The 26395-nt window shown below is 71.0% G+C and carries 10 protein-coding genes; 3 read left to right on the forward strand and 7 right to left on the reverse strand.

Annotated elements, in window-relative coordinates; translation table 11 throughout:
- The first annotated feature begins 11 nt into the window (after positions 1–11).
- A complete protein-coding gene (locus BUE43_RS26260; RefSeq protein ID WP_073488288.1) occupies positions 12–407 on the forward strand; it encodes a tetratricopeptide repeat protein in 396 nt (131 codons plus the stop codon).
- Between the two features lie 9 nt (positions 408–416).
- Here the strand turns inward: BUE43_RS26260 and BUE43_RS26265 are convergent, their stop codons facing one another.
- From BUE43_RS26265 to BUE43_RS34390, 7 genes are all read right to left on the reverse strand, one after another.
- A complete protein-coding gene (locus BUE43_RS26265) occupies positions 417–1250 on the reverse strand; it encodes a lytic transglycosylase domain-containing protein (protein ID WP_143174403.1) in 834 nt (277 codons plus the stop codon).
- A 287-nt stretch (positions 1251–1537) separates the two neighbouring features.
- A complete protein-coding gene (locus tag BUE43_RS32990) occupies positions 1538–5020 on the reverse strand; it encodes a S41 family peptidase (RefSeq protein ID WP_234995937.1) in 3483 nt (1160 codons plus the stop codon).
- A gap of 380 nt (positions 5021–5400) precedes the next feature.
- On the reverse strand, positions 5401–6414 hold the full coding sequence (locus BUE43_RS26275; protein ID WP_073488495.1) for a nucleoside triphosphate pyrophosphohydrolase: 1014 nt from the start codon (positions 6412–6414) through the stop codon (positions 5401–5403).
- A gap of 87 nt (positions 6415–6501) precedes the next feature.
- A complete protein-coding gene (locus tag BUE43_RS26280) occupies positions 6502–7443 on the reverse strand; it encodes a hypothetical protein (protein WP_083960177.1) in 942 nt (313 codons plus the stop codon).
- A 158-nt stretch (positions 7444–7601) separates the two neighbouring features.
- A complete protein-coding gene (mfd, locus tag BUE43_RS26285; RefSeq protein WP_073488294.1) occupies positions 7602–11213 on the reverse strand; it encodes a transcription-repair coupling factor in 3612 nt (1203 codons plus the stop codon).
- Positions 11214–11565: 352 nt separating this feature from the next.
- Entirely contained in the window at positions 11566–11835 is a 270-nt protein-coding gene (locus BUE43_RS35370; protein WP_234995938.1) for a hypothetical protein, read from the reverse strand.
- Between the two features lie 856 nt (positions 11836–12691).
- A complete protein-coding gene (locus BUE43_RS34390) occupies positions 12692–22525 on the reverse strand; it encodes an RHS repeat-associated core domain-containing protein (RefSeq protein ID WP_073488302.1) in 9834 nt (3277 codons plus the stop codon).
- Positions 22526–23043: 518 nt separating this feature from the next.
- Here BUE43_RS34390 and BUE43_RS26300 point away from each other — a divergent pair.
- Positions 23044–25071 carry a tachylectin-related carbohydrate-binding protein gene (locus BUE43_RS26300; protein ID WP_073488305.1) on the forward strand — a complete coding sequence of 676 codons (2028 nt, stop codon included), beginning with the start codon at positions 23044–23046 and terminating at the stop codon, positions 25069–25071.
- A gap of 154 nt (positions 25072–25225) precedes the next feature.
- A complete protein-coding gene (locus tag BUE43_RS26305; protein ID WP_073488499.1) occupies positions 25226–26374 on the forward strand; it encodes a PQQ-dependent sugar dehydrogenase in 1149 nt (382 codons plus the stop codon).
- Positions 26375–26395: the final 21 nt, after the last annotated feature.

Below are 26395 nucleotides of genomic sequence, written 5' to 3' on the forward strand. Positions count from 1 at the left end.
TTAGCCGAACCATGAGCGCGGACACCCCGTTCGAGGCGTTCCGGCGGGCCGAGTCGCTGCTGGCGGCGCGGCAACCGCTGGCGGCGCTCCGCGCGTTGCGCCCGGTGCTCGACGCCGCGCCGCACGCCAGGAGCGTCCACCTCCTCGCGGCCCGCGCCTACCTGCTGTCGGCCCAGCTCCGCCGGGCCGAGCAGGCGTTCCGCCGGGTGCTGGAGATCGACCCCAGCGACCACTACGCCCGGTTCGCGCTGGGCAGGACGCTGGAGCGGCAGGGCCGGCTCACCGAGGCGCACACCCAGCTCCGGATGGCGGCCGTCATGCACCCGACCCCGGACTACCAGGAGGCGCTGGGCGAGCTCCGGGCGCGGATCGCCGTGCAGAACGTGCGCGACGACGACGGCTCCTGAGCCGGGCGGTCAGCCCGTGGCGCTGGCGCGGGCGTAGCGCTCGGCCACGCCGAACACGCGCTGCCCGTACTCCACCGAGTTGTTGTAGGAGCGGAGCCCGGCCCACCAGCCCTGGCCGGTGGCCAGGTCCCTACCGTTGGCGCAGAGGTACCGGGCGGCGGTCAGCGCGGCGTCGTCGATGTTGTGCGGGTCGGCGACGCCGTCGCCGTTGCCGTCGGTGGCCCAGATCTTCCAGGTGGCGGGGATGAACTGCATCGGGCCGACGGCCCGGTCGTGCTGGGCGTCGCCGTCGAGCCGGCCCTGGTCGGTGTCCGGGATCGCCTCCAGGCCCGGCGAGCCGTCCAGGGCGACGCCGATGATCGGCTGGGACGGGCGGCCGTCGGCGTTGAGGGTGGCCCCGCCCCAGCGCCCGTGGTTGGACTCGATCCGCCCGATGCCGGCGAGGGTGGCCCAGGAGAGGTGGCAGGCCGGCGCCCGGGAGCGCATGGCCAGGTCGGCGCGGACGTAGGCCGTCAGCGCCCTGGCCGGGGCGCCCGTCCGCTCGGAGATCCGGCGGGCCCACTCGTCGGTCGCGGCGGCCTGCCCGGCCTCGGGCAGCGGGCCGCCGAAGCCCGGCGCGGCCGACCCCGGCTCCACCGGGGCGGGGTCGACGGGATCGGCCAGGCCCGGCCCGGTCACGCGGTCGAGCGAGCTCAGCGCCCAGACGACGCCGGCCACCACGGCGAGCAACGCGGTCAGCAGGACCGCGACCAGCACCAGGCAGCCGAACGACCGGGGACGTCGGCGGCGTGGCGGGCGCGGGCTGTCGGCCTGGGACGCGGCGGGGAACGGCGCCTCGGTCATGGGCACGCCGACCAGGCTACGTGTGCGAGGCGGGTCGGGGACGGCTCCTTGGCGCGGACCGCCCCCGAAGATCGCCCGAATGCCGGCCGGCGATGCTGGGCCGAACGGCGGGTTCCCGGCCCCGACGGCTGTGGGGCCCGCGGTGCTCCACCGGCACCGGACCGGGGCCGCATGCTCGGTTGACCGCGACCCTGCGGCCCCTCTGAGAGAGGAGCCGGGAGGTGGTCGACATCCACCTCCCGGCTCCCCGACGTGTCGTCCGGCACGTCCCGACGCGACCTCGGCGGTCAGTCGCGGGGCAGCGGCGGCGGGGTGGCCGCCGGCCGCTCGGCCAGCGTCTCCAACGCCAGCCGCACCGCGGTGTCGAGCTGCGGGTCCCGGCCGGTCGCCCAGTCCTGCGGGGTCATCACCACCTCGACGTCCGGGTCGACGCCGTGGTTCTCCACCCCCCAGCCCGGCCCGGAGAGCCAGGTCGCGTACCGGGGCTGGGTGACGAGGGTGCCGTCGACCAGGTGGTAGCGCGAGTCGATGCCGATCACACCGCCCCAGGTGCGCACCCCGACCACCGGGCCGATCCCCAGCGCCTTGATCGCCGCGTTGACGATGTCGCCGTCGGACCCGGAGAACTCGTTGGCCACCGCCACCACCGGGCCGCGCGGCGCTTCCATGGGGTAGCTGACCGGCCGGTAGCCCCGGCCGTAGTCCCAGCCGACGACGCGTCGGGCCAGCTTCTCCACCACGAGCTGGGAGGTGTGGCCGCCGCGGTTCTCCCGCACGTCCACCACCAGCGCCTCCCGCCGCAGCTCCAGCCGCAGGTCCCGGTGCAGCTGCGCCCACCCGCTCGCGACCATGTCCGGCACGTGCAGGTAGCCCACCCGGCCCTCGGACAGCTCGTGCACGTGCCGCCGCCGGCCGGCGACCCAGTCGTGGTAGCGGAGCTGCTCCTCGCTGTCGAGCGGCCGCACGACCACCCGGCGCGTGGCCCCGCCGTCGGCAGGCCGGACCACCAGCTCGACCGGTTTGCCGGCGGTGCCGGCCAGCAGCGGCCCCGGGCCCCTCGTCGGGTCGACCGGGCGGCCGTCCACGGCCACCAGGACGTCGCCGGCGCGCACGCCGACGCCCGGCGCGGCCAGCGGCGACCGCGCGTCCGGGTCGGAGCTCTCGCCGGGCAGCACCCGTGCCACCCGCCACGTCCCGTCCCCTGCCCGCTCCAGGTCCGCGCCGAGCAGGCCCTGGCGCCGGCCGGACTCGACCCCGTGCGACGGCGGGACGACGTAGGCGTGCGAGGTGGCCAGCTCGCCCTGCGCCTCCCACAGCAGGTCGACCAGGTCGTCGTGGCTGCCCAGGCGGTCCAGCGCCGCGGCGTGCCTGCCGAGCGCCGCGTCCCAGTCGACGCCGCCCATGTCGGCCCGCCAGAAGTGGTCCCGCATCAGCCGGCCGGCCTCGTGGTAGGACTGCCGCCACTCCGCGCCGGGGTCGATCTGGACCCGGATCCGGGACAGGTCGACGTCGATCACCCCGTCCGCGCCGCTGTCCCGCTCCGCCTTGCGGTCGGAGGGCTGTACCCGCAGCGCGCCCCGGTCCCGCAGCACGAGCCGCGCGCCGTCGCCGCTGACGTCGAAGGCGTCCACGCCGTCGACGAGCTCCTCGCAGCGCAGCTCCCTGAGGTCGAACCGCTCCAGCACCGGGCGCGGCTGCTCCGCGTCCGAGCCGGCGATGTCGTGGCCCAGCGTGCCGCTCAGCGGCTCGCGCAGCCACAGCACTCCTCCCTTGCCCGCGCGCAGGGAGGAGTAGTTGCTCGCCGGCACGGGGAAGGGCACCACCCGTTCCGCGATGCCCTCGACGTCGACGACCACGGGCTCGGGTTCGCCGTTGCGCGCCCCGTTCTTGCCCTCGCGCTCCCCGGCGTCGTCGTCGGCGTCGCCGGCCGGCCGGCCGCCCAGGCGCGGGTCGAACGGCGAGGGGGTGCGGGCGCCCAGCGGCACCAGGTGCGGGCGGCAGCCGGCGGTGAAGGACAGGTCGAAGACGTGCGCGTCGTAGACCGGGTCGAAGGTGCGCACCGACAGGAACACCAGGTGCTTGCCGTCCAGGGTGAACACCGGCTCGTAGTCGAGGAACCGCAGCGACGTCACGTCCACAATGGACAGATCGGCCAGCCGGAGGACGCGGATCTGGCGCAGCGGCGGCGGTCCCGGGTGCGACCAGGCCAGCCACGCCGAGTCCGGGGAGAAGACCAGGTCCTGCACCTCGCCGTCCTCGGAGGCGAGGACCTGGCGCAGCTCCGCGGTCTCCACGTCGAGCAGCAGCAGCCGGCCGTCGTGCGTGGCCACCGCGAGCGTGCGGCCGTCGGGCGAGCTGACCAGCTCCAGCACCCGCCCGAGCTGGCCGGTGGCCAGCCGGCGCGGCTGCAGCGCGTCCCGCGACGGACCCGCCGCCTCTCCGAACGCCGCCGTCGAGGAACGCTCAGGGCGCTCGGCGGCGTCGCTGCTCCTGTCCTTGCCCTTGCGCTTGTCCGCGCCCTCTTCCCCGCCCTTGCCCTTGTCCTTTTCCTCGCCCTTTTCCTCGTTCTCGCCCCTGTCCCGCGACTCGCCCGACCCCTCGTCCTGAGTGGAGGACGCGGCGCGGCCACGGGCGGCCGCGGACTCCCGGTCCCCCACAGGAGCGATCTCGATCGCGTCCTCGCCGTTGGCGTCGGTCACCCAGGCGACGCGACCGCTGTCGCCGAGCACGACGGGAAGACGCGCCCGCACACCGGGTTCGACCGTCAGCGCGACCGCCGGACCGTCCCGGTGCGTCAGCCAGTGGACGGTGCCGCGCACCTCCACCGCGCTGGCCCGACCGGTGCGGTCCGGTTGGAACTCGCCGAGTTCGCTGGACGCGCGCACCGGGTAGGGCTGGCGCGCTGTCCGCGGACCGCCGAGCCGGACCTCCAGCGGACGGGGCTCGGCGGAGAGGTCCTCAAGCAGCCAGAGCTGGCCCGAGCAGTGGTAGACCACCCGCGTGCCGTCGGTGGTGGCGTGGCGCGCGTAGAACTCCGTGTGGTGGCTGTGCTTGCGCAGGTCCGACCCGTCGGGCAGACACGAGTAGAGGTTGCTGACGCCCTCGTGGTCGGACAGGAACACCACGCGGTCGCCGACCCAGCCGGCCGAGTGCAACTGTCCGTCCACATCGGACAGAATGCGGTGGAACTCGGGAACGTCGTCGCCGTCCGCGCGGCCGAGCCAGAGCTTGCCGATCGTGCCGCCGCGGTAGCGCTTCCAGTGCGAGGGGTCCCGGAATCCGGCCGAGACGAGCAGCACCGCGTTGTCGGGGCCGTACGCGACCTCGCTCACCAGCCCGTACGGCAGTCGCCGGGCGGGACCGCCGTCCACCGGGACGGCGTGCGCCCAGGTGCGTCGGGTCGAGGCCTGGCCGGTGGCGCTGATGGCGAGCACCGCGCCGTCGGGAGTCCAGCCGCGCACGCTGGTCCGCGGGTCGCCCCAGTGCGTCAGCCGTTGGCTTGGCCCGCCGTCCACGGCCGCCACGTGCACCTCGGGTGCGCCGTCACGGTGGCTCGTCCAGGCCAGTCGGTCGCCGTCGGGCGAGAACCGGGGGTGGTTGACGGGCACGCGGTCGGCGGAGACCCGCCACGCCCGGCCGCCGTCCAGCGGCGCCAACCACACGTCGTCCTCGGCGACGAACGTCACGAGCCCACCATGCAGATGTGGGAAGCGGAGGTAACCGGTCACCATGGCGACGTTACCCCCCGTGATCGCGAGCGGAACGGGCATTCGCCCACCCCGCCTACCGCCGTCCGGCGTCGCCCCACTCGCTCCGGGCCCGCCGCGCCGCGAAATCCCGCCTCCCCCGGGACAGCCCCCACCCGCCCTGGGGGGCGAGCCCCGCTCCAGCCTATCCAGCGAGAACCCCGCGAGAAACCACAAACACCGCCCCCTGTGGACAACTCGGAAAAGTTGTCACTCACACGAGGGAACAGGCCCTTGCCTGTGGATAACTCAAGCATTGCGTTTGACAAGTAATTCCTTCGCCGTCCGCCAAACAACACCAGCCCGCACAACAGTCACGTCCGCCCGCACTGCCTTACGCGACAACGGAAAACCCGGGACGCCCGCCCGATCCCCGCGCCAGGCAATGGAAGACCGCGGCCGGTTCAGGACCGCGCGCCGACCGCCCAGAACCGACGCCAGCCGGCGGGCCCCATGGTCGCCGGGTCCACCCCCGCCGCGCGCGCCACGCGCTCGGTGTCCCGCACCCGCTCGGCGAACCCGCGCGCCACCGCTCGCAGCTCGCCCTCCGGGTCCTCGCCCGCGAGCTTGGCCAGCGCCGCGACGACGAACAACAGCTCGCCCGCCGACTCCCCCTCCGGCAGCAGGTCCGCAGGGAACCCGGCCCGCGCGGTCCGCTGCGCGAGCTTGGCCGCCAACGCGACCGCCGGCTGCCCGGTGGCCACACCGTCCAACGCGGACTCCCGCCGCTTCTCCGCCTGCTTCAGCTCCTCCCAGCGGTGCTGCTGGCTGGTCGCGTCGTGCACGTGCGGGTCGCCGTCGGCGAAGACGTGCGGGTGCCGGCCGACCAGTTTGGCCACCAGGTCCCGCGCCACCTCGTCCACGGAGAAGGGGTCCGCCGGGTCCTCGGCCGCGATCCGCGCGTGGAACAGCACCTGGAGGAGGACGTCGCCCAGCTCCTCCCGCAGCGCGGCCCGGTCGCCGTCCTCGATGGCCTCCAGCAGTTCGTAGGTCTCCTCGATGAGGTACTGCCGCAACGAGTCGTGCGTCTGCTCGGCGTCCCACGGGCACCCGCCCGGCGACCGCAGCCGGTCCATCACGGCCACGGCGTCCAACAGCGCGGCGCCGCCCGGCTCCGGCGTGCCGAGCACCGGCGCGCCCGCGGCGTGGAGCGCGGCCGCCGCCGGCTCGCCCGCGTCCGCGGCGACCAGCACGACCGCGCGCTCGCCGGCCTCCAGTACCAAAGCAGAGGGCGAGGGCGCCGGGTGCGCGCCCATCGCGGCCCGCAGCGCGTCGTCCAGGTCCGCTGCCGCGTACACCGCCTCGGCGGTGCGGAGCAGCGGCAACGCGGCGGCCGGCAGCACAGCGCCCAAGCGGTCGCTGAGCAGCACGACGGCGCAACCGGCGACCGGAACGGGCCGCGGCGTGGGGTCCTGCATGTCGGGGTCGCTCACCCTTCCAGTCTTACCGCCCGGCCGGGCGCCGGCTCAGTGGGCCAGTTCCGCGGGCCGACTCAGCAGGCGGGCTCAGGGGGTGGGCTCGCGGGGCGGGAACCGGAAGCCACCGGTCTCCTCCGCGCTGGCCACCGCGGCCAGGCTCATCGAGTCCCACACGCCGTAGCGCGGGTTCACCCGCACACCCAGCTCCTCGGACAGCGGCGCGAGCATGCGCAGGCCGATCGCCTCCAGCTGCCGGGGGTCGAGCTGCTTGGCGTCGACGCCCGTCGCGGTCCCGCTGTCCGCGAGCGTCCGCTCCCGCACCACGGCGACGAGCCACTGCCCGTCCCGGTCGCTGACCGGGAACGCGAGCACGCTGCCCTTCTCCGCGCTGAACAACGGCGTCGAGGCGAGCTGGAGGTTGTCCGACGCGCGCAGCCGCTCGTTGAGCCCGGCCGGGACCCCGCTGGCCCGGTCCCTGGTGATGATCTCCCGCGCCCTGGCCGGCTCGTTCGCCAGCTGCCGCGCCTTCTCCTCGGCGGCCTTGCGCGAGCTGGCCTGCGTGTAGTCCACCGTGATGCTCAGCCGGTCCAGGTACTTCTTGCCCAGCTCCACGAGCAGGAGCTGGTCGGCGGCCCGCTCGCGGAAGGTGTGCTCGTCGTAGACCGTGCCCCGGGAGGCGGCCTCGGCCCCGCCCTGCTTGTCGATCAGCTCGGTGACCTGGTCCTCCCGGTAGGACAGCCCCTCGCGGCCGGCGGCCCTGCCGATCAGGTCGTGCCGCACCGACAGCGTCACGATGTTGCGGGCCACCACGTCGAGGGTGCCCTGCCGCCGCAGGTCCGACTTGATGTCCGGGTCCTTGTGGAACACCGAGTCCAACCGCTGCCGCACGTGGTCCAGCGGGATGGTGGAGTCGCCGATGACGGCGGCCGCGCCGACCTGGCTGGGGCCGGAGCCGCAGCCGACCAGCAACGCGCCGGCGGCGACGACGAGGGCGAGCAGGCGGGCGGGACGGCGGATGGCGGTCGTCACAGTCGCCTACCTTCTCATGACCGCGACGCTGAGTCAGCAGGTGCTCACCGAGAACCTTCACCCTTCTCCCGGGTGGCGCGCTCCCCCGTCGGGATGGCGGCGGCACCGCTCGTCGGCCCCGGCCATGGGCCAGGGCCGACGTGCGGGAGCGGCGTGCCTCAGCCCGTGGTCACCGGCGCCGGAACCTCCAGCGAGTCCAGGAAGTTCGCGCACCACTGCAACAACGGGACGTCACGCAGCGGCGGCGCGCCGATCCGCCCGCCGGCCGCGCCCTCGGTGGGGCGGGGCACCGACACGGTCCTCGTCGCCGCCTTGTGGACGGCGCGCGGGTACAGCCGCCGCATCCGCACCAGTTGCGAGTCGCGCAGCTCCAACGGCGCGATGCGGATGTTGTTGCCCTGCATGGCGACCTCGGTGACACCGTGGCGACGACACGCCTGCCGGAACCCGGCGACGGCGAGCAGGCGCTCGACCGGCGCCGGCGGAGCGCCGTACCGGTCGACCAGTTCCTCCCGCACCGCGTCCAGCCCTTCCGCGTCCACCGCCGCCGCGATCTTGCGGTACGCCTCCAGGCGCAGCCGCTCGCCCGGCACGTAGTCGTGCGGGATGTGCGCGTCGATCGGCAGGTCCACCCGCACCTCCGCGGGCTCCTCCTCCTCGACGGCCGCGCCGCCCGCCCCGGAGTGCCGGCGGAAGGCGTCCACCGCCTCGCCGACCAGCCGGACGTAGAGGTCGAAGCCGACGCCGGCGATGTGCCCGGACTGCTCGGCGCCGAGGATGTTGCCGGCGCCGCGGATCTCCAGGTCCTTCATGGCCACCGCCATGCCCGCGCCCAGCTCCGAGTTCTGGGCGATGGTGGCGAGCCGGTCGTGCGCGGTCTCGGTCAGCGGTTTCTCCGTCGGGTACAGGAAGTACGCGTACCCGCGCTCGCGGCCCCGGCCGACCCGGCCGCGGAGCTGGTGCAGCTGGGAGAGGCCGAGCAGGTCGGCGCGGTCCACGATCAGCGTGTTGGCGTTGGAGATGTCCAGGCCGGTCTCGACGATCGTGGTGCACACGAGCACGTCGAACTCGCGCTCCCAGAAGCCCTGGATGATCTTCTCCAGGCGGTCCTCGTGCATCTGGCCGTGCGCGGTCACCACGCGCGCCTCCGGCACCAGCTCCCGGATGCGGCGCGCGGCCTTCTCGATCGTGCTGACCCGGTTGTGCACGAAGAAGACCTGGCCGTCGCGCAGCAGCTCGCGCCGCACGGCCGCCGCCACCTGCTTCTCGTCGTAGGCGCCGACGTAGGTCAGCACCGGGTGCCGCTCCTCGGGCGGGGTGAGGATCGTCGACATCTCGCGGATGCCGGCCAGGCTCATCTCCAGCGTCCGCGGGATCGGCGTCGCCGACATCGTGAGGACGTCGACGTGCGTGCGCAGCGCCTTGATGTGCTCCTTGTGCTCGACGCCGAACCGCTGCTCCTCGTCGATGATCACCAGGCCGAGGTCCTTGTACCGCAGGCCGGTCTGCAACAGCCGGTGCGTGCCGATGACGACGTCGACGTCGCCGGTCGCCAGGCCCGCCACGACCTGCTCGGACTCCATCGGGTCGGTGAACCGGGACAACCCCTTGACCGTCACCGGGAACGACCGCATCCGCTCGGTGAAGGTGTTCAGGTGCTGCTGCGCCAGCAGCGTGGTGGGCACCAGCACCGCGACCTGCTTGCCGTCCTGCACCGCCTTGAACGCGGCGCGCACCGCGATCTCGGTCTTGCCGTAGCCGACGTCGCCGCAGATCACCCGGTCCATCGGGACCGCCTTCTCCATGTCCCCCTTGACCTCGTCGATCGCGGAGAGCTGGTCCGGCGTCTCGGTGTAGGGGAAGGCGTCCTCCAGCTCGCGCTGCCACGGCGTGTCGCCGCCGAAGGCGTGGCCGGGCGCGGCCTGCCGGGCGGCGTAGAGCTGCACGAGCTCGGCCGCGATCTCCTTGACGGCCTTGCGCGCCTTGGCCTTGGTGTTCTTCCAGTCCGCGCCGCCGAGCTTGTTCAGCGTCGGCAGTTCGCCGCCAACGTAGCGGGAGATCTCGTCGAGCTGGTCGGTCGGCACGAACAACCGGTCGCCCGGCTGGCCGCGCTTGCTGGGCGCGTACTCCAGCACCAGGTACTCGCGGGTGGCCCCGGCGACCGTGCGCTGCACCATCTGCACGTACTTGCCGATGCCGTGCTGCTCGTGGACGACGAAGTCGCCGGGCTTGAGCGCCAGCGGGTCGACCGCGTTGCGCCGCCGCGACGGCATCCGCCGCATGTCCTTTGTGGACGTTCCACCGCGACCGCCGGTCAGGTCGGTCTCGGTGAGCACCACGAGGTTCACGCCGGGCGCGAGGAAGCCGTCCTCCAGCGCGCCCCGCACCACCGTGACCACACCCGGAGCCGGCGGCGCGGTCAGCCGGTCGACCAGCCGCGCCGACACCTCCGCCTCGCGGAGCTGTTCGACGACCCGCTGCGCGGTGCCCGCGCCCGGGAAGACCAGCACGGCCGCGCCGCCGCTGGCCGTGTGCGCCCGGAGGTCGGCGAAGGCCCGCTCGACCTCGCCCCGGTATCCCTCCACGTTCCTGATGTCCAGCCGGACCGGAGCCTCGATCTCGATGACGCCGGCCTCGGCGGTGGTGAGCTGGCTCAGCGTCCACCAGGACAGGCCCACGTCGCGCGCGCTCGTCGCGACCTCGCCCAGCTCGCGGTAGGCCGACGCCCCGAGGTCGATCGGGGCCTTGCCGCCCCCGGCGGCGGCCATCCACGACGCCTCCAGGAACTCCTGCCCCGTCCGCACCAGGTCGTGCGCCCGGGTGCGCACCTTCTCCGGGTCCGCGAGCAGGACGTGCGTCCCCTCGGGCATCACGTCGGTGAGCAGGCGCAGCTCGCCGACGCACAGGGCGGGGATCAGCGCCTCCATGCCCTCGCACGGGATGCCCGAGGCGATCTTGTCCAGCATCTCGGCGAGGTGCTGGTCGCCCGCGTGCTCCTCGGCCAGCGCGGCGGCCTTCGTCCGGACGTCCTCGGTGATCAGCAACTCCCGACAGGGCGGGGCGAACAGCTCGGCGACCGGGTCGGGCAGCGACCGCTGGTCGGCCACGGAGAACGCGCGGATCTCGCTGACCTCATCGCCCCAGAACTCCACGCGCAGCGGGTGCTCGGCGGTCGGCGGGAAGACGTCGAGGATGCCGCCGCGCACGGCGAACTCGCCCCGCTTCTCCACCAGGTCCACCCGGCTGTAGGCCAGGATCGTCAGCCGCTCGGCCAGCGCCTCGAAGTCGTGCTCGTCGCCGACCTTCATGCGCACCGGCTCCAACTCGCCGAGGCCAGGAGCCAGCGGCTGGATCAGGCTGCGCACCGTCGTCACGACCACGCAGAGCGACCCCGCCGGGTGCTCCTCGGGATGCGCCAGGCGCCGCAGGACCGACAGCCGACGGCCGACCGTGTCGGCCCGGGGTGACAGGCGCTCGTGCGGCAGGGTCTCCCATGACGGGAAGGTGGCCACCATGTCAGGGCCGAGCAGTTCGGCCAGCTCGGCCGCCAGTTCCTCGGCCTCGCGGCCGGTGGCGGTGACCGCGAGGACCGGCCGGCCCGCTCCGCCCCGGTCGGGGTTGGCGGCGAGCGCGGCGGTGACCAGGGGTCGGGCCGCCGCCGGACCCTCCACCTCCAGGGTGGACGAGCCCGCGGCGCCGACGACGGCACGAAGTGCCTCGTCGGCCATGGCGGCGGTCAACAGGCCGGACAACGGAGCGGGGTGCGACACGGGACTCCCCCTGGGGTGGACGCTGCGTGGTGGGACGCGACTCGGGAAAGCGGGCACACCCCTGCCCGGGACAAGCCACCGGTCAGGGGTCTCAACCCCCACCCTACGACCCTCCCCCAACACCACTCCGGCGAGCAGACCTTCGAGCGCCCGACACCCACCGGCAACCATCGCCCTCACGTCGCCAGCGCCAAGTGCAATGCCGGTTCGCTGGAAAACCACCCCCAGGCATTCATGCGACACGCCAACAAATATAGGCAGCCCGCAAACCACTGAATGGCAACAGGAGAACGAGCCCGAAGCTCTTGGAAACAGACGGCCTGGTCGCCCCCACGTTAACTGACGCTTCCGCTCAACGATAACTCGCCAGCCAGCGCTTTATCGCGGAGCGGATGCTTTCATCGACAAGCGGCGACCCTGCCATCCATTCTCCATGCCGCACAAGGGTTTGAGCATGATGAGGTTCACGCACGACGCTGAAATCGATGGAAACTTCCCCGACATCACATCTCAAAATGACACCGCCATCCAGAGACAGCATGACGAAGGCGGGTCGACAGAAGCAGGCTCCCAAAACGCCAGTCGACGCCCCCTCGCCGACAATGTCCCACTCGTCCAGCAACTCGACTCACACCCACCACCACTGGGGCGATCCGCCACCTGAACAGCGGACTGCCACCAGAAAACGAGGGTCAACCGCACTGAACAATCCGAACCGCAGCGCTAGGCCATACCATTCAGAGTTCGCCTTTTCCCACAGACGCGGATCATCCAGCTCGACCACTCCCCCAAATGCCCCATCCTCCGCGGGGCAACTATTGGCAAACGTCGCCAGATTCGGAGGAATAAGCGGTTCAGTCGCGTCAACCGATCCCAGCAGACGCAACCCAGCCTTGGCTAGCGAAGTCGAGAGAGCGATGTCATCCACAGTAAGCCCTCAAACTACAACAGGCAGGAGCTGCCAAAGGAGGGCTGCCCCCTACCCTCAGCAGCCCCTACGAGCTGTCACGATCCGTCGCGAACAACCATGGTCGGACCGTGAACAGAACGCACCTCTCAGCCACTCTCCTTGTCCGCAAGCAAGGCACGGAGGCGTCTCACTTCTCCCACTAGACGCGGAACAGCCTCTCGCGCCATCGCGATGAAGGCCGCATTCTCATCCCAACGCTCATCACCAGAGTCTACATATCGAGGATGTTGCACCAGTGTTGCGGCGATTATTTCACGGTGGTCGAAGTCCGGCCACCTCTCCGATCGACCAGTGTCAGGAACAGTGCTCACAGCCACAAGATTCATTGCATAGTCATCGTCCAAGGACCTAACGAACCAGGGTCCGGGCGTGGCGGCAGAGCACAGCTCCTCGATCTCTTCGATCTCACTTTCGCGCATGTATACCACTTTCATGGGCGTATTTGGCGGCCGAACAGTCGAGGGGTGGCCCGCAATCAAACAAGCGGGCCACCCCAAGTCATCGCCAGCTAATATCGTTCACTCGAGTATCCAAGTCTCTCGATATTCTTATAAAACCTCTTGTCGTTTGTGATCACGGACAGCCCGTCCTGTATTGCCGAATGCAAGACCGCGGCATCATCGTCGGCAATCATGGGCCTAAACGACTTAGCCTTCCACATGCTCCTGAGGCGAGCCTGAAGGGAAGCAACACCTTCGCTGGTGGCAGCTGGCCCCATGCGACCTCCTCGCGCCGACAGCCAGCCATCGATGTCGTCCGCCGAGTGGCCGCCTTCGAGCAGTTCACGGTGGGCGGTGGGCGAAAGGACAGGGGAGCGTCCCGCCAATGCGGCATCGACTTCAGTGGTCTTCGCGCCCGACAGCGCGTCCGTCACGGCATTCGTATCGACTGCCACCTCGCCGCACTTGTGGGCCCGGGTGGGGTTGGAATTGTGGGCGAGGACCGAGGTGGGCCCCGCCAGCACATAGTACGTGTGGAGGCCGTCGACCGTGAGGTTGTAGACGCGGCGGACTTCGCTGAAGGAGCGCGTTCCGGTGACGGTCGCCGGACGGTTGTCGGCGGTCCGGAAGGTGTAGCCGGGTTTCAGGTCCTTCGTGTGGAGCCACTTGCCGACGCTCTCGACCCAGAACGGGTGCTCGTCGGTCGCGACCAGCTTGCCGGTCTGGTCGCCAGCCTGCCCGTCCGTGTCGATGGTGACCTCGACGAGCACGTTGTCGGAGTCGTGCGACCGGACGTCGGTGACCTCGCGGATGCCCGTCTGACCGGTGGTCGGGTCGGTGGCCATCACCTGGTCGCCGAGCTGGATGTCCTTGATGGGCTTCCGCGAGCCGTCGGCCATCAGGACCGGTGTCTCGGGACTGAAACTGTGCCGGTCGAGGCTTGCTGTGCCGACACCACTCACCCGGCACCCGGTCGCCGCCTCGGCTCTGGCCGTCCGGCCCGACGCGCGGGCCTGGCCGGCGCCGCGCTTGCCCTTCGGGCCGCCGAGGAGGTCGATCGCCGCGGCAGCCTCGGGTGAAACGCTGCTCACCAGCTCCGAGACCGCCTGTTCCGCGACGCTCTGGATGACCTCGGTCCCAGCTTTGACGATCGTCGCCTTGATGGTGTCGTAGATCTTGTTCAGGTCCTGGACGTCTGTCTTGAGCGCCTGCACCGCCTTCGCCGGCAGATGCGGTGCGGAGGACACCAGGTCCTTCATCAGGTAGGTCGGCTTCAGCGCCGCCTGCAGGACCGGGATCGGGTTGCGCCGGACCGCCGTCTCCGCTGCCTGGCGGGCGACCCGGGTCACCGCCTCCTGTGCGGCGCGTCGGGCCGCAGCGGCGGCCGCGGCGCTCATGGTGCTGATCCCCGCACGTCCCGCGCGGGCGGCCATCGATCCGTACCGGCCGGCCGCCTTGCCGTACTTGGCCACCCCTCGGCCGAAGCGTCGGGCCGCGCCGGCGATGTTGTCGCCGTACCGGCGAGCCGCGCCGGCGAGGTCGTCGCCATAGCGCCGGGCGGCGCCAGCGAGGTCATCGCCGTAGCGGCGGCCGGCGCCCACCAGGTCGTCCCCGTAGCGCCGAGCGCCGCCGATGAGGTCGTCGCCGTACTTGGCGAGGTACTTCACGCCCTTGGCGACCTTGCCGAATGGCACGAAGTTGGAGGCCGCCCAGAGGAAGTTCCCGAAGCTCGGCTCGTCGATGAAGTTCTTGACGTCGTTGTAGCCGCTGACCTCCTTGACCACCTCGACCGCGCCGCTGACGACCTTCTTGCCGACGTCCCACACGTCGCCCCACGACCAGTGCCCGTCGGGGTCGATGAAGTTCAGCGGTGAGCCGACGCCGTAGGTGTAGCGGTTGAACCAGGCCGCGCCACCCGACGACGCGGTGACGGTGTCCCGGGAGAGGAACGAGCCCGTGCCCGGGTTGTACCAACGGGCGCCCATGTTGACCTGGTTGGTGTCCGGGTCCGTCCAGTCGCCCTGGAAGCCGACCGCGCGCTTGGCCCCGCCGGTCGCCGTGACCTGCCCGAAGGGGTCGTAGGTGGCGGAGTCGGCCAGGCCGGTGAGTTCGCCCTCCGGCTTGAACCCGCCGACGACGTCGCCGTGCTTGTCGGACAACAGGAGCCGCTTGTCACCGCCCTGCGCCAACGCCAGCAGCTCGCCGGCCGGACCTCGGCTGTAGGTGGTGATGCCGTCGCTGACCGGGTCGATCTCGGTTCCGGCGTAGGAGAACTTCTGCCCGTTGCGGTTGGTCACCCGGTCCAGGGCGTCGTACTCGTACTTCGCCTTGCCGACGTCGATCAGCCGGTCGAAGGCGTCGAACGTGAACTTCTCCTCCAGCCCGGAGCTGGTGCGCGACGCGAGAGTGCCTCGGGCCGTGTACTTGTAGGTGTAGTCCCCGTCCGCCAGCAGGCGGTTCCGCTCGTCGTAGCTCGCGGTCTTGTCGCCGTTGCGCGTGCGGTTGCTGGCCGCGTCCCACGCGTACTGGGTGGTCTTGCCGCCCACGGTCCACGAGGTCAGCCGGCCGGCGTAGTCGTAGCCGTAGGTGTTGTCACCCGCGCCCGCGGTGCCGGCGGTGGCCTTGCGCGTCAACTGGTTGTTCGCGTTGTACTCGTAGACGGCCGACGTCACGGCGGTGCCGGCCGAGTTCTTCAGCGCGTCGGAGGCAAGTCGACCGAGGTTGTCGTACCCGTACTCGCGCACCCGCCCCGTGCCGTAGTCGACCTTCGAGACCTGGCCGGCCTCGTTGTAGGACAGTGCCTCGTTGACGCCGGTGATGCCGTCGGCGACCGTCGTCAGCCGTCCCTTGCCGTAGCCGAACCGGGTCGTGCCGGCGGCGTCGGTCCGGGCGGTGATCCGCCCGTCGCCGTCGAACTCGAAGTTGGCCTTTCCGGACGGACCCTCAGCCGACAGCAGGTGCCGCCGGTCGTCGTAGTTGAAGGTGTTCCTGCCGCCCGGCGCGCTCAGCGAGGTGAGCTGGCCGATCTGGTCGTACTCGAACACCTTCTCCGAGGTCGCGGTCTCCGCGCCGGAGCCGGTCTCCTTGGTCAGCCGGTTCAGCGCGTCGAACTGGCGATCCCGCGTGACTCCGCCCGGCGCGAGCTGCTTGACCGTGTTGCCCGCGGCGTCGTAGATCGCGGTCCACGTGCGGTCCTTCGCCTCGGGGTGGGCCTGCGTCGCCGGCTCGACCACCGACTCGGCGAGCGACCAGCTGTTGTAGCTGTAGGTCGTGACGTTGCCCCGACCGTCGGTGTAGCGGGTCCGGTTCCCCTTGGCGTCGTAGCCGAAGCTGGTCGTGATCGTCTCGGTGTCCGAGACCGGCTCGACCTGCTGGACCAGTCGGTTCAGGGCGTCGAAGGCGTACTTCGTGGTGTGCCCCTGGGCGTCGGTCCTGGCGACCACGTTGCCCGCCGCGTCGTGCGCCGCCTTGACCCGGCGCAGAAGCTGGCCGTTGGCGTCGTAGTCGGCCTGCGTGACGAGCCGGCCGGCCGCGTCGCGCTGGGAGAACGAGGTCCGGCCGAGCCCGTCCCTGCCGTAGTTGGGGCGGCCGGCCCCGTCGTAGCCGAACTGCGTGACGACGCCCGCGGGGTCGGTCGTGCTGATGCGCTGGCCGAGGACGTCGTACGCGTGCCGGACCACGTCCCCGGTCGGGGAGGTCTCGGCCACCAGGTTCCCGGCGAGGTCGTACTCGTACTTCGACGTGTGGGCGGCCGCGACCGGTCGGCGTTCGAGCTGGCTCTGCGTGATCTTGCGGCCGAGTTCGTCGTACGTGGCCTCGGTCCGCGCGCCCTGCGGGTCGGTCTCGGACAGCCGCTCGCCGGTGTGGGTGTAGGTGTAGCGCCAGGTGCCGCCACCCTCACCGGGCTTGTCCGGCTTCGGGTCCTGCCGCTCCAGCAGTCGGCCGAGTTGGTCGTAGCGGTACCGGGTGACCGCTCCCCGGGGATCGGTCGTCTCGACCAGGTTGCCCGCGTGGTCGTACCGGTTCCTGCTGACGCTCCGCACCGGCTCGGACGCTCCCGGCTGGGTGTAGCCGGGGCTCTCCACCTCGACGAGGCGGCCGGTCCGGTCGTACGAGCGCTTGCCGACGTTCCCGTTCTCGTCCTTCGTGGCGACGGTCTCGCCGAAGGTGTTGTAGCCGGTGAACTTCGTCGGACGCGCCGCCGACGGCGCTCTGCCGGCGCTCTCGACCTGCACCGTGGGCGCGATCTCCTGGACCTCGCGCCCCTCCTCGTCGTAGCGGAACTCGGTCGTGAAGTCGGCCGGTTTCGCCCCCGGAGCGTTGCCGCGTGGGTCGGTCTCGGCGACGACCCGACCGTGCTGGTCGTACCGCCGGGTGGTGGTCAGCGCCGCGAAGCCGTTGCGGAGCTTCTCGGCGGTCTGGCGCCCCGCCGCGTCGTACTCGTAGTCGACGACCTCCGCGGCGGTCGCCTGGAACGACCCCGCGTTGGAGAAGTTGCCACTCTTGACGACCTGCAACACGTTGCCGTTGGCGTCGTAGCGGAACTCGGTGCGCCGCTTCAGGTTCTCCGGGTCCACCGTGGTGGCGGTGATGCGGCCGGTGGCGTTCACCTCGTGGACGGTCGCCCGCCCACCCGGTCCGACCCGCTTGGTCAGGTTGCCGGCGGCGTCGTAGCTGTTCTCCTCCAGGACGACGTCCTTCTTGCTGCCGTCGGCCTGTCGGACCTGGAGCGCGCGGACTCGCCAGAGGAGGTTGTCGCCGTGGTACCGGTACTCGGTCTGCCGGCCCATGGCGTCGGTGTGCTTCGCCAGTCGACCGCCGAGGTCGTAGACGTAGGAGTTGAGGAGCAGGGTCTCGCCGACGTTCTTGTCGCCCTCGCCGTCACCGGGTCGCCCGCTCTCGTCCGGGCTCACCGGCTTGCCGTGCCACCCGCGCAGGCGCACCTCGGCCAGCTTGTTCCTGGCCGTGTAGGCGTACTCGATCTTCGTGCCGTTGGGGTTGACCACCCAGGTCCGGTTGCCGAAGGCGTCGAAGCCGTAGTAAGTGGCGTTGCCCTCGGCGTCGGTCACCTTCGACTGGCGACCGTGCCGGTCGTAGTCGTAGACCGTCATCCGGGTCTGGTCCCCACCGGTGACGTCGGAGACCTGCACCCAGACCGGGTCACCGTCGGCGTTGTGCGCGGTGACCGTCCGCCGCTGGTGCTTGGCGCCGTTGACCGCGTCGGTCGTGGGCGGCTCCGTGACGGCGACGACCCTGCCCCGCTCGTCGTAGACGTAACTGGTGGTCAGTCCGCCGGGGAAGCTGTCGGAGACCTCGGTCTCCTCGACCTTCCGGCCGAGGACGTCGTACCGGTACCTGGTGCGGAGACCGGCGGGATCGATCGTCTCGGCGACGTCGCCGTTGGCGTAGTAGCGGTAGGTGGTCTTCGCGCCGCGCGCGTCCGTCGTGGTCTTCACCAACGCCGGCGGCTCGTTGCCACCGCCCTCGGCGGCGGTGCTCCCGTCGGTGTACGTGTGCCGCACCTGCGAGCCGTCCGGGTTGGTCTGGGTCTCCAGGTCGCCGGTGGCGGTGTAGGTGTAGGCGGTCCGGTAGGTGTCGTCGGCGGGTCCTGACGAGCGACCGTCCCGTTTGGTCAGGAGCTTGTCGTTGACCGGGTTGTTGTCGTCCGTGCCGTTCTTGGGCGGCAGGTGGTACGTGTTGTGGACGGTCTGGCAGTTCCCGGGGCCACGGCACGTGGTGCGCGACAGGACGTTGCCGCGCTCGTCGTGCTTGAGCACGACCTGGTTGCCGTTCTCGTCCGTGATCGTGTGCTGGAAGCCCGACTCGTCGTAGTCGAAGCTCCGCACGCCGAGGCCCTGGACCGGGCCGCCGACCCAGCTCGGGTCGTTCGTGCTCTGACCGCCGCAGTAGTGCGGGCTGCCGTCCGGGTTGGGTGTCGGCTTGCTCGGGCACGGCGTCGCCGAGGGAGTGGTGACCGGCGTGCCCGTGGAGCCGAGCTTGTCCTCCTCCCGCGCTCCCACGCCCAGCGGCGCGACGGAGCGCAGGATGCGGCCCTTGATCGGGTCGTAGTCGTAGACGTGCAGGCGATTCCCGGGGTCGGTGACCTGGATGGTGCGGATCAGGTTGCGGACCTTGCGGCCCTGCGCATCGTCCTTGTTCGGGTTGCCGGTGATCACGGGCGCGGCGATCCGCCACCGCCCGCCGTCGCGGTCCACGACCTCGCTGACCCGGTCGTTGGTGACGTCGTACTTCACCTCGGCGGCGATCCGCTCGCCAGGAGTGGTCACCTTCGTGATCTGGTCGGACGCCCGCCGCGCCTCGAAGTGCGCGCGGGCCGCCGCCTCGCCGAGCGGGTGCTGGTAGAGCGCGACCTCGTCGATGTCGCCGGCGAAGTGGCGCTTGGCGTCGGCGCCCCACTCCGGCCAGGCCGACGGGGGCACGGTGTACGCGGCGCCGATCTGGGCGTGGTTCATCGAGGCGAGGTCGATCTCGCCCTCGGTCGACCCGACCTTCGCGCCGTCGAGGAACATCGTCTGGGTGGCGAGCGAGCCGGACAGCACGACGTGGTGCCACTTGCCGTCGTTCACCGGCTGCGCCGTGGTGATCGGGTCGACCCGGCCGTGCCAGAACTGGCCGCGCAGTTTGCCGTCGTTGCCGACGTAGAGCGCGGGGAGCGCGCCGGTCGGGTTCTCGGTGAAGGCGTGGGTCTGGAGGCCGGCCAGCGGGCCGCTCCCCGTGGTCCGGAACCACAGCTCCAGGGCCAGGTCGCGGCTCTTCCTGACCGATCCCTCGGGGAGCTTCACCCACGACGACCTGCCGTTGAAGGTCGCCGCGGTGTCGGGGCTGCCCTCGACCGGTCCCTTCGCCCCGAGGGCCACGTCGGTGAACCGGCCCCAGTCCTTCCCGAGGTTGACGGCCACCTGGCTGGTCGCCGAGTCACCACTGGGCTCGCCGAGCCGCCAGTACGAGTCGGGCTGCGAGTCCAGGACGGCGCTGCGGTAGTGCGAGCCCGTGCCGTACTCGTACTTGGTGCACCCGCCCTTGGGGTCGCAGACCTCCTTGAGGCGGTCGCCCTCGTACTTGTACGTCCAGGTGATCTGCTTGCCGTCCACCGCGTCCGTCTTCACCGACGCCACGTGGCCGCCCGCCCAGGTGAAGTGCAGCGTGCGGTTGCTGGTCCGGCTGATCGCGCGCTGGAGGTCGCCGCCGGTGTTGTAGTCGAGCTCGATCCACCGGTTCGCGTTGTCGTGGATGCTGACGAGCTTTCCGTCCGGGCGGAAGGTGTAGACGTTGCGCACCTTGTCCACGAGGCGCCAGCCGCCGCCCGACTGGTCTCCGACGCGGAACAGGGTGGCGAAGCGCCCGGGCGGCGGCGCGTAGGTCAGGCCGTCGGCGTTCGCGCCGAACCGCACCTGTTGGCCGTCGGGGTAGGTCACCACGACGTTGCCCGAGCCGTCGCCGTCGGGGACGATCCGCATGTCGTAGCGGGTGGACCAGCCGGCTCCGAAGGCGAGATCACGCCGGGGGTCCTGGCTGTTGTAGGTCCTGGCCACCGTCAGGTCCGGCCCGGTGACCTTGACCGACGCGTCCACTGCGCTGCTGGAGTAGTTGCCGACCTGGGGGTCGAAGTCCCGGTCGTTGGTGCTGTAGGGCGCGCCGCCCAGGTGCGAGGTGATCTCGGGCTGCGGGACCGAGGTCGTGAGGACGCTGAAGTCGAGCTTCTGGTTCTCCGTCTCCCCGTCCCAGGCGAAGGCACGCCAGAGGTAGGTCTGCCCCCACCGGAGCTTGCCCTTGGGCACCGTCCACGTGCGTTGGCCGACGCGGCCGGAGTCCCAGCAGTCGAAGGGGTTGCCGTCGGCTCCCCTGCGGCAGATCTCGAACCGGTACTGCAACGCGGAGCCCGGCGGGGCGTCGACGTCCACCGCGTCCACCCACAGCTGCGGGGTGAGCGTCGGGGCGGCGTGCCCGCTCGGCGGGTACTGGGCCTTGACGATGGGCTCGATGTTGAACACCGACATGGCCAGCCGGGCCGGACGGATCTGCTCGTCGGTGAAGTACGCGCCGCCCCGGCGGAACATGCTGAAGTCGAGGAGGTAGTCACCCGGCTCCATGGGCTGGACGTAGGGCTCCAGCGTCACGGACTGCCCCGGCGCGACGTCGTGCGGCAGCGACGCCGCCTCGGGCGACTTGACCGGGCTGCCGCCCGCCGTGAAGGCCCGGTAGCCCAGGGCGAAGTCGTTGGCGCCCCAGGTGTTCGCGCCCCGGTTGGTCACCGTGATCTTGACGCGGCCGCCCTGGTTGCGCAGCACCGGCGGCTCCGGCGTGCCCCGGTCGATGCGGTACTCGGCGTCGTACTCGGTGTGCGTGACGAACAGCCGTGGCGGGTTCGCCGTGCCGTGGCCGGCGAACTTCTTCCACCCGAAGACGTCCGTCTCGGAGGCGCGGACCGACAGGCCGTGGTTGACCTGCTCGCCCTTGACCCACCGCTGGACGAGATCGCGACCGCCCTCGCCGAGGTCGATCAGCTCCGGCGTGGTGGGGCAGGGGGACGCCGACTGGCCCAGCCCGATGTAGCCGTGCGCGAACGACTTCTCGGCGAGCGAATCGCCCACGCCGGGGCCGGGGTATCCGCCGGTTCCCCAGTCGGTGAGGACGGGGTGCACCGTGACCGGCCGAGGCTGGCACGACCACGACCAGTAGTTCGTCAGGTAGAGCTGCGCGCCGAAGATCTTGTGGTTGTGCAGGCTCCCGCCGGGGCCGAGGTCGCCGAACTTGACGTAGCTCGCCGCGGTCAGGTCGACGCCACCCGAGTTCGCGCGACCCACGCGCAGTTCCTGGGCACCGTCGAAGCGCTTGTTGTAGCCGGACGTGGACTTCTCCACGTACATGCTCTCGCTGCTGTTGACAGTCGCGACGGTGGGATCGACCGACACCGGGTACTGGCGCGCCGGGTCGTCCAGCCACGCCTGGTCCAGCTCCACGGCCAACGCCTGCTGACCGTTGTGGTCGACGAGCTTGTACGTCACGCCGTAGGAGGTGGTGGGGTCACCGGTGGTGGGGTCGACCTTGGAGTCGGTCATGAAGCCGCGGGGAATGCGGGCGCGCTCCTTGCCCTCGCCGTCGAGGAGCAGCACCTGGTCGCCGTCGGTCTTCGCGCTCAACCCCTTGAGCCGCAACGGGAATAGCCAGGTCCGAGGCGCCTTCGGGGAGCGGAGCACCAGGGTTTCCTTGACCGCGCCCGGAACGACGTCGACACGCAGGTCGGACTCCGGCCGGATGGCGGCGTACGTGATGGCGCTGCCGTTGACCTCGCCCTGCGCCACACCCGCGTCGGCGACCCCGAACGCGAACTCCCGGTTCCCGTCGAGGCGCATCCGCACCAGGTCGTTCTGCCCGCTCCGCGCGGCGAACCGGATGTCGACCTGGTCGGCGGTGTTCCGCCACTCCGCGCCGTCCCTGACGATCACCGTCTCGATCGGCGCCCACGCCCCGTCGGGCTTGCGGTAGTGGATCGGGTCCCGGCTGAACTCGGTGGTCCTGGTCCCGTCGGCGTTCTGGTAGGTGCGCTCGTGCGCGCCACGCCGGTCGGCCAGCTCCCGGCTGCTCGCGCTGTCGAAGCCCCGAACCTGCGTAGGGGCGTCGACCGCACGAACCTCGTTTCGCGGCTTGGGATCCGGCTGGGCCGCCAGCTGGGGGTGCTTCCCCTGGTCGGAGAGGGGCTCGGCGCGGTTCGCGCCCTCCCCCTCGACGGTGTGCGGCTCGTCCTTCTTCGCCGTGCCCCACTCCTGGGGCGGGGCCAGCTCACGCGGGTCCTTGCTCTCCGCCCAAGCGAGCCCACCGAACGGTGGCATCACCTCGGCGGCCGACGGTCCGACCACGCCCAGCAACAGGGCGAGGATCACCCCGTAGACGGCCGGACGAGGTCTGCCTCTGCCTCCTGGTCGGTCGGCACGCGTTCGGCCGGAAATACGATGACGGCGGGATCGGCGAACTGCGCGCACGGCGAACCTTCCCCCCACTGTGGACACCCACCCAGCGTTCCGCCGCGTCCCGTGAACGGGCCGCGATCGCTTTGAGGATGGAGTGGGGTCAGTGCGGGCACAAGAGTGCGAATGGCTTGTCGGCGAGCAGCCGAAAGCAGGCGTCCGTGACGTGAATCACCGTCGCGACGGTAACGCGCAGGAGTTCACACAAACGGACGCTTGCTTGCATCCACAAGGAAGGGATAAGGCCTTTCCGCGTCCAAAGAAAGCGCTGCGCGAAGCGTCTCCGTCTGGCTACCTTGACAAGGCCAGGGCGACCGGACCAGGAGGAACTCACCACCGCCCACGGCCGTCACCCCGGCGCGACGTCCCATCTCAAAGGAAGAAGAATGAGACCTTCGAGACCAGGCAGAACCGGCAGAGGAATTCTTCTCGCGATGGCCGCGGCCACCGCCGCCACCATCGCCCCATTCGTTCCCTTCGGCAACAACGTCGCGCACGCGGCCGAAAACATCTCGTGTCGCACGAGCGCCAGCGTCATGGGCGTGCAGCAGGACGGCGACCTCTATCTCTACCCGCATGAGGAACCGGAGACCGGCGCGGCCTCCTGGGGCCAGAAGAAAACTATCGGGAATGGCTGGCACCAGGGAAGGACGCTGGCCGGCCCCAATGGTTGGATGTGGAGCCTGCGAGCGGACGGCAACCAGGGTGACCTGCGCCGGTACCGCTGGAACGGCAACGGGTGGGACACCTTCGCCGACGGACTCCAGTACGAGACGGTCGGATCCGGGTGGGCCAGGTACACCCAGCCGGAACACCGCAACAAGGTGACCGTCGACCAGAACGGCCACATCTACGAGATCAATCCCGAGGGCAAGCTCAAGCTCTTCCGCTGGGACGACGCCAAGAAGAACTGGATCAACGGCACCGGTGACATCATCGACACCGGTTGGGACCAGTACGACATGATCGTGGGTGCTGGCGACGGCGTGCTCTACGCGCGCAAGCCCAACGGCGAGCTGTACCGCTTCCGCTACGACGTCGCGTCGCAACGCTGGATCCAGTACCAGAAGGGCCCCTGGCACGGCTGGCACGCGTTCAAGCACGTGTCCTCCCCTGGCGGGGACGTGCTCTACGCCACCTGGGTCAACCCGAAGACGGGCGGTGGCGAGCTCCTCTGGTACCGCTACCACGAGGACACCAACACCTGGGACGACGACAAGACGACCGGAGTAGGCAGGCTGGTCGGCACCGGGTGGCACCACGAGTTCGACGTGGTCGCGACCACCAACGACTGCAAGCTCACCACCACGGCCACGCCCCAGCGCCCGGCGGTGCCGGCGTCGCTGCCCGCCCGCAACGCGCTCCTCCAGGGCGACAACGGCCTCATGCGGTACGCGTTGGTCCAGGACAACGGCACGCTGACCTACGGAAGGCAGCGCAGCGCGGCCGACCCCCGGATCATCGACTGGTCCGGCATGACCGGCTACCACGAGTTCACCGGGGTTCCCGGCCTCGTCCAGCACTCCGACGGCACCACCGAGCTCTTCGGCCACGCCCAGGCGGGGCAACACGCCTCGGACGTCCTCGCCTACCGCGAGACGAGCAACAACAGCTTCTCCTTCCGCCCGGTGGCCAACCTCGGCGGCGCCATGCTCAGCGACCCCGTCGTCATGCGGGACAAGAACAAGCTGCACACCGCCTTCGCCGTCGACGCCGACGGCAAGCTCTGGCACCGGACGCAGTACGCGGAGAACAGCCCGTTCCTCGGTTGGAAGCAGTCCGGGAGCGAGAACCTGACCCCTGACTTCTCCGTCGTCCTCGGGCCAGACGGACAGACCTTCTACTTCGCCGCCCGAGCCAAGGACGGCACCGTGCGAGTGTTCCTCTTCTCCGACGGGAAGTCTGGATCCGGACGAAGCGTTGGTTCCATGGCCACCACGGGACGCCCCGCCATTCTGGTGCAAAGGCTCAGCAGCCAGCTACCGATCGACTCCCTGCGGCTCTTCGCACGGGGCGTGGACGGCAAGGTCTACAACCACCAGGGCAACATGGTGCTCGGTTTCCAGGGCCCGTGGGGGGCTGTCGGTGATCTGAAGATCGCGGGCTCGCCGTCGGCCGTCCTCACCAACACCGGCGGGGTGGAGATCGTCGCGCGTCGCTCGACCGACAACGTCGTCTTCCAGACCGGACTCACCTCGCCCGACAGCGGCACCTTCCGGGAGTGGAAGCCGTTCAACGGCGGTCCCGAGAGCGACACCGACCTCGCCATGCTCAACGGCGCGAACAACACGCTGTGGGTCACCTGGCGAGTGGGACCCGAGTTCCAGGTGTGGACGGCGGGTTACGGCGCCAGCGCCGCGGTGCAGAACGCTCCGGCACCGCGCTCGCTGGACGCGCGGGCCGACCAACCGCAGGAGCCGAACTACCAGCAGGTCCACCGGGGCAAGCTGCCGAAGAGCTGATCTGTCCCCGCTGGTCAGTGAGCCCCTGGTTCGCCGTGCGCGGACCAGGGGCTCACCTCTGTCGGAAGGGATCACCCGGACGGGATGTGCGCCTCGGGGGAACAATGTGATCGTGTTCACGCGGAGCCTTGGGGTGCTGGGTGTCGTCGTGGTGATGGCGGTCGCGGTGGCCGGTTGTTCCGGTGCGCCGGGCGTCGCGTCGAGCGAGCCGAGAGCGGACGAGCCCAGGTTGCGCGTCGACGTGGTCGCGAACGGCCTGGAGCACGGCTGGGACGTGGGGTTCCTGCCCGACGGCAGGCTGCTCGTGCCGCAGCGGGCCGGCCGGCTCGCCCTGGTGTCGAGCGGCAGCCCGGGGGCGACGGTCTCGCCGGTGGAGGCCGACTTCGGCGACGTGTACGTGGAGCACGAGACCGGGCTGATGGGGTTGCTGGTGCACCCGGACTTCGCGACGAGTCGGCAGTTCACGACGTGCCAGTCGCGGAAGGCGCCGAGCGGGCCGCCGGAGGACGTCCGGCTGGTCACCTGGAAACTCGCCGACGACGGGCGCAGCGCGCAGCGGGTCAGGGACCCGTTGCTGTCCGGGCTTCCGGTGAATCCGAACGGGCGGCACGCGGGCTGCCGGATGGAACTGGCGCACGACGGCGCGCTGCTCGTCGGCACCGGCGACGCCGCGTTCAACGGGATGGCGCAGGACCGGTCCCGGCTCGGCGGGAAGGTGCTGCGGATGAACCTCCAGACGGGGGAGCCGTGGCCGGGGAACCCGTGGTTGGGCTCGCCGACGCCCGAGGAGCGGTTGACGCTGACCTACGGCCACCGCAACGTGCAGGGGCTGGCGACGCGGCCGGGCACGGACCGCGTCTACCTCGCCGAGCACGGCCCGACGGTGGACGACGAGCTGAACCTGGTGCGCCCCGGCGGGAACTACGGCTGGGGGCCGGAGGGCGATCCGAACGGCTACGACGAGGACGTGCCGATGACCGACCGCGCCCGCTTCCCCGAGGCGGTGGAGGCGCTGTGGAGCTCGGGCCGGCCCACCGAGGCGGTCTGCGACGTCGCGTTCCTGGCCGGCGAGCAGTGGGGTGATCTCGACGGGACGGTGGCGATCACCGCGTTGAAGGGCAGGAAGCTGCTCCTGGCCCACCTCTCCCCGGACGGGCAGGAGGTGCGGCGGGTGACCACTCCGCCGGAGCTGAACGGCGCCTACGGCCGGCTGCGCGGCGCCCAGCGCGGCCCGGACGGAGCGCTCTACGTGACCACCAGCAACGGACAGGACGACAAGGTCCTCCGGATCACCCGGGGGTGACCGCGTGGCGGCTGCGCCCGC

This window comes from Streptoalloteichus hindustanus, from assembly GCF_900129375.1.
GTDB lineage: Bacteria > Actinomycetota > Actinomycetes > Mycobacteriales > Pseudonocardiaceae > Streptoalloteichus > Streptoalloteichus hindustanus.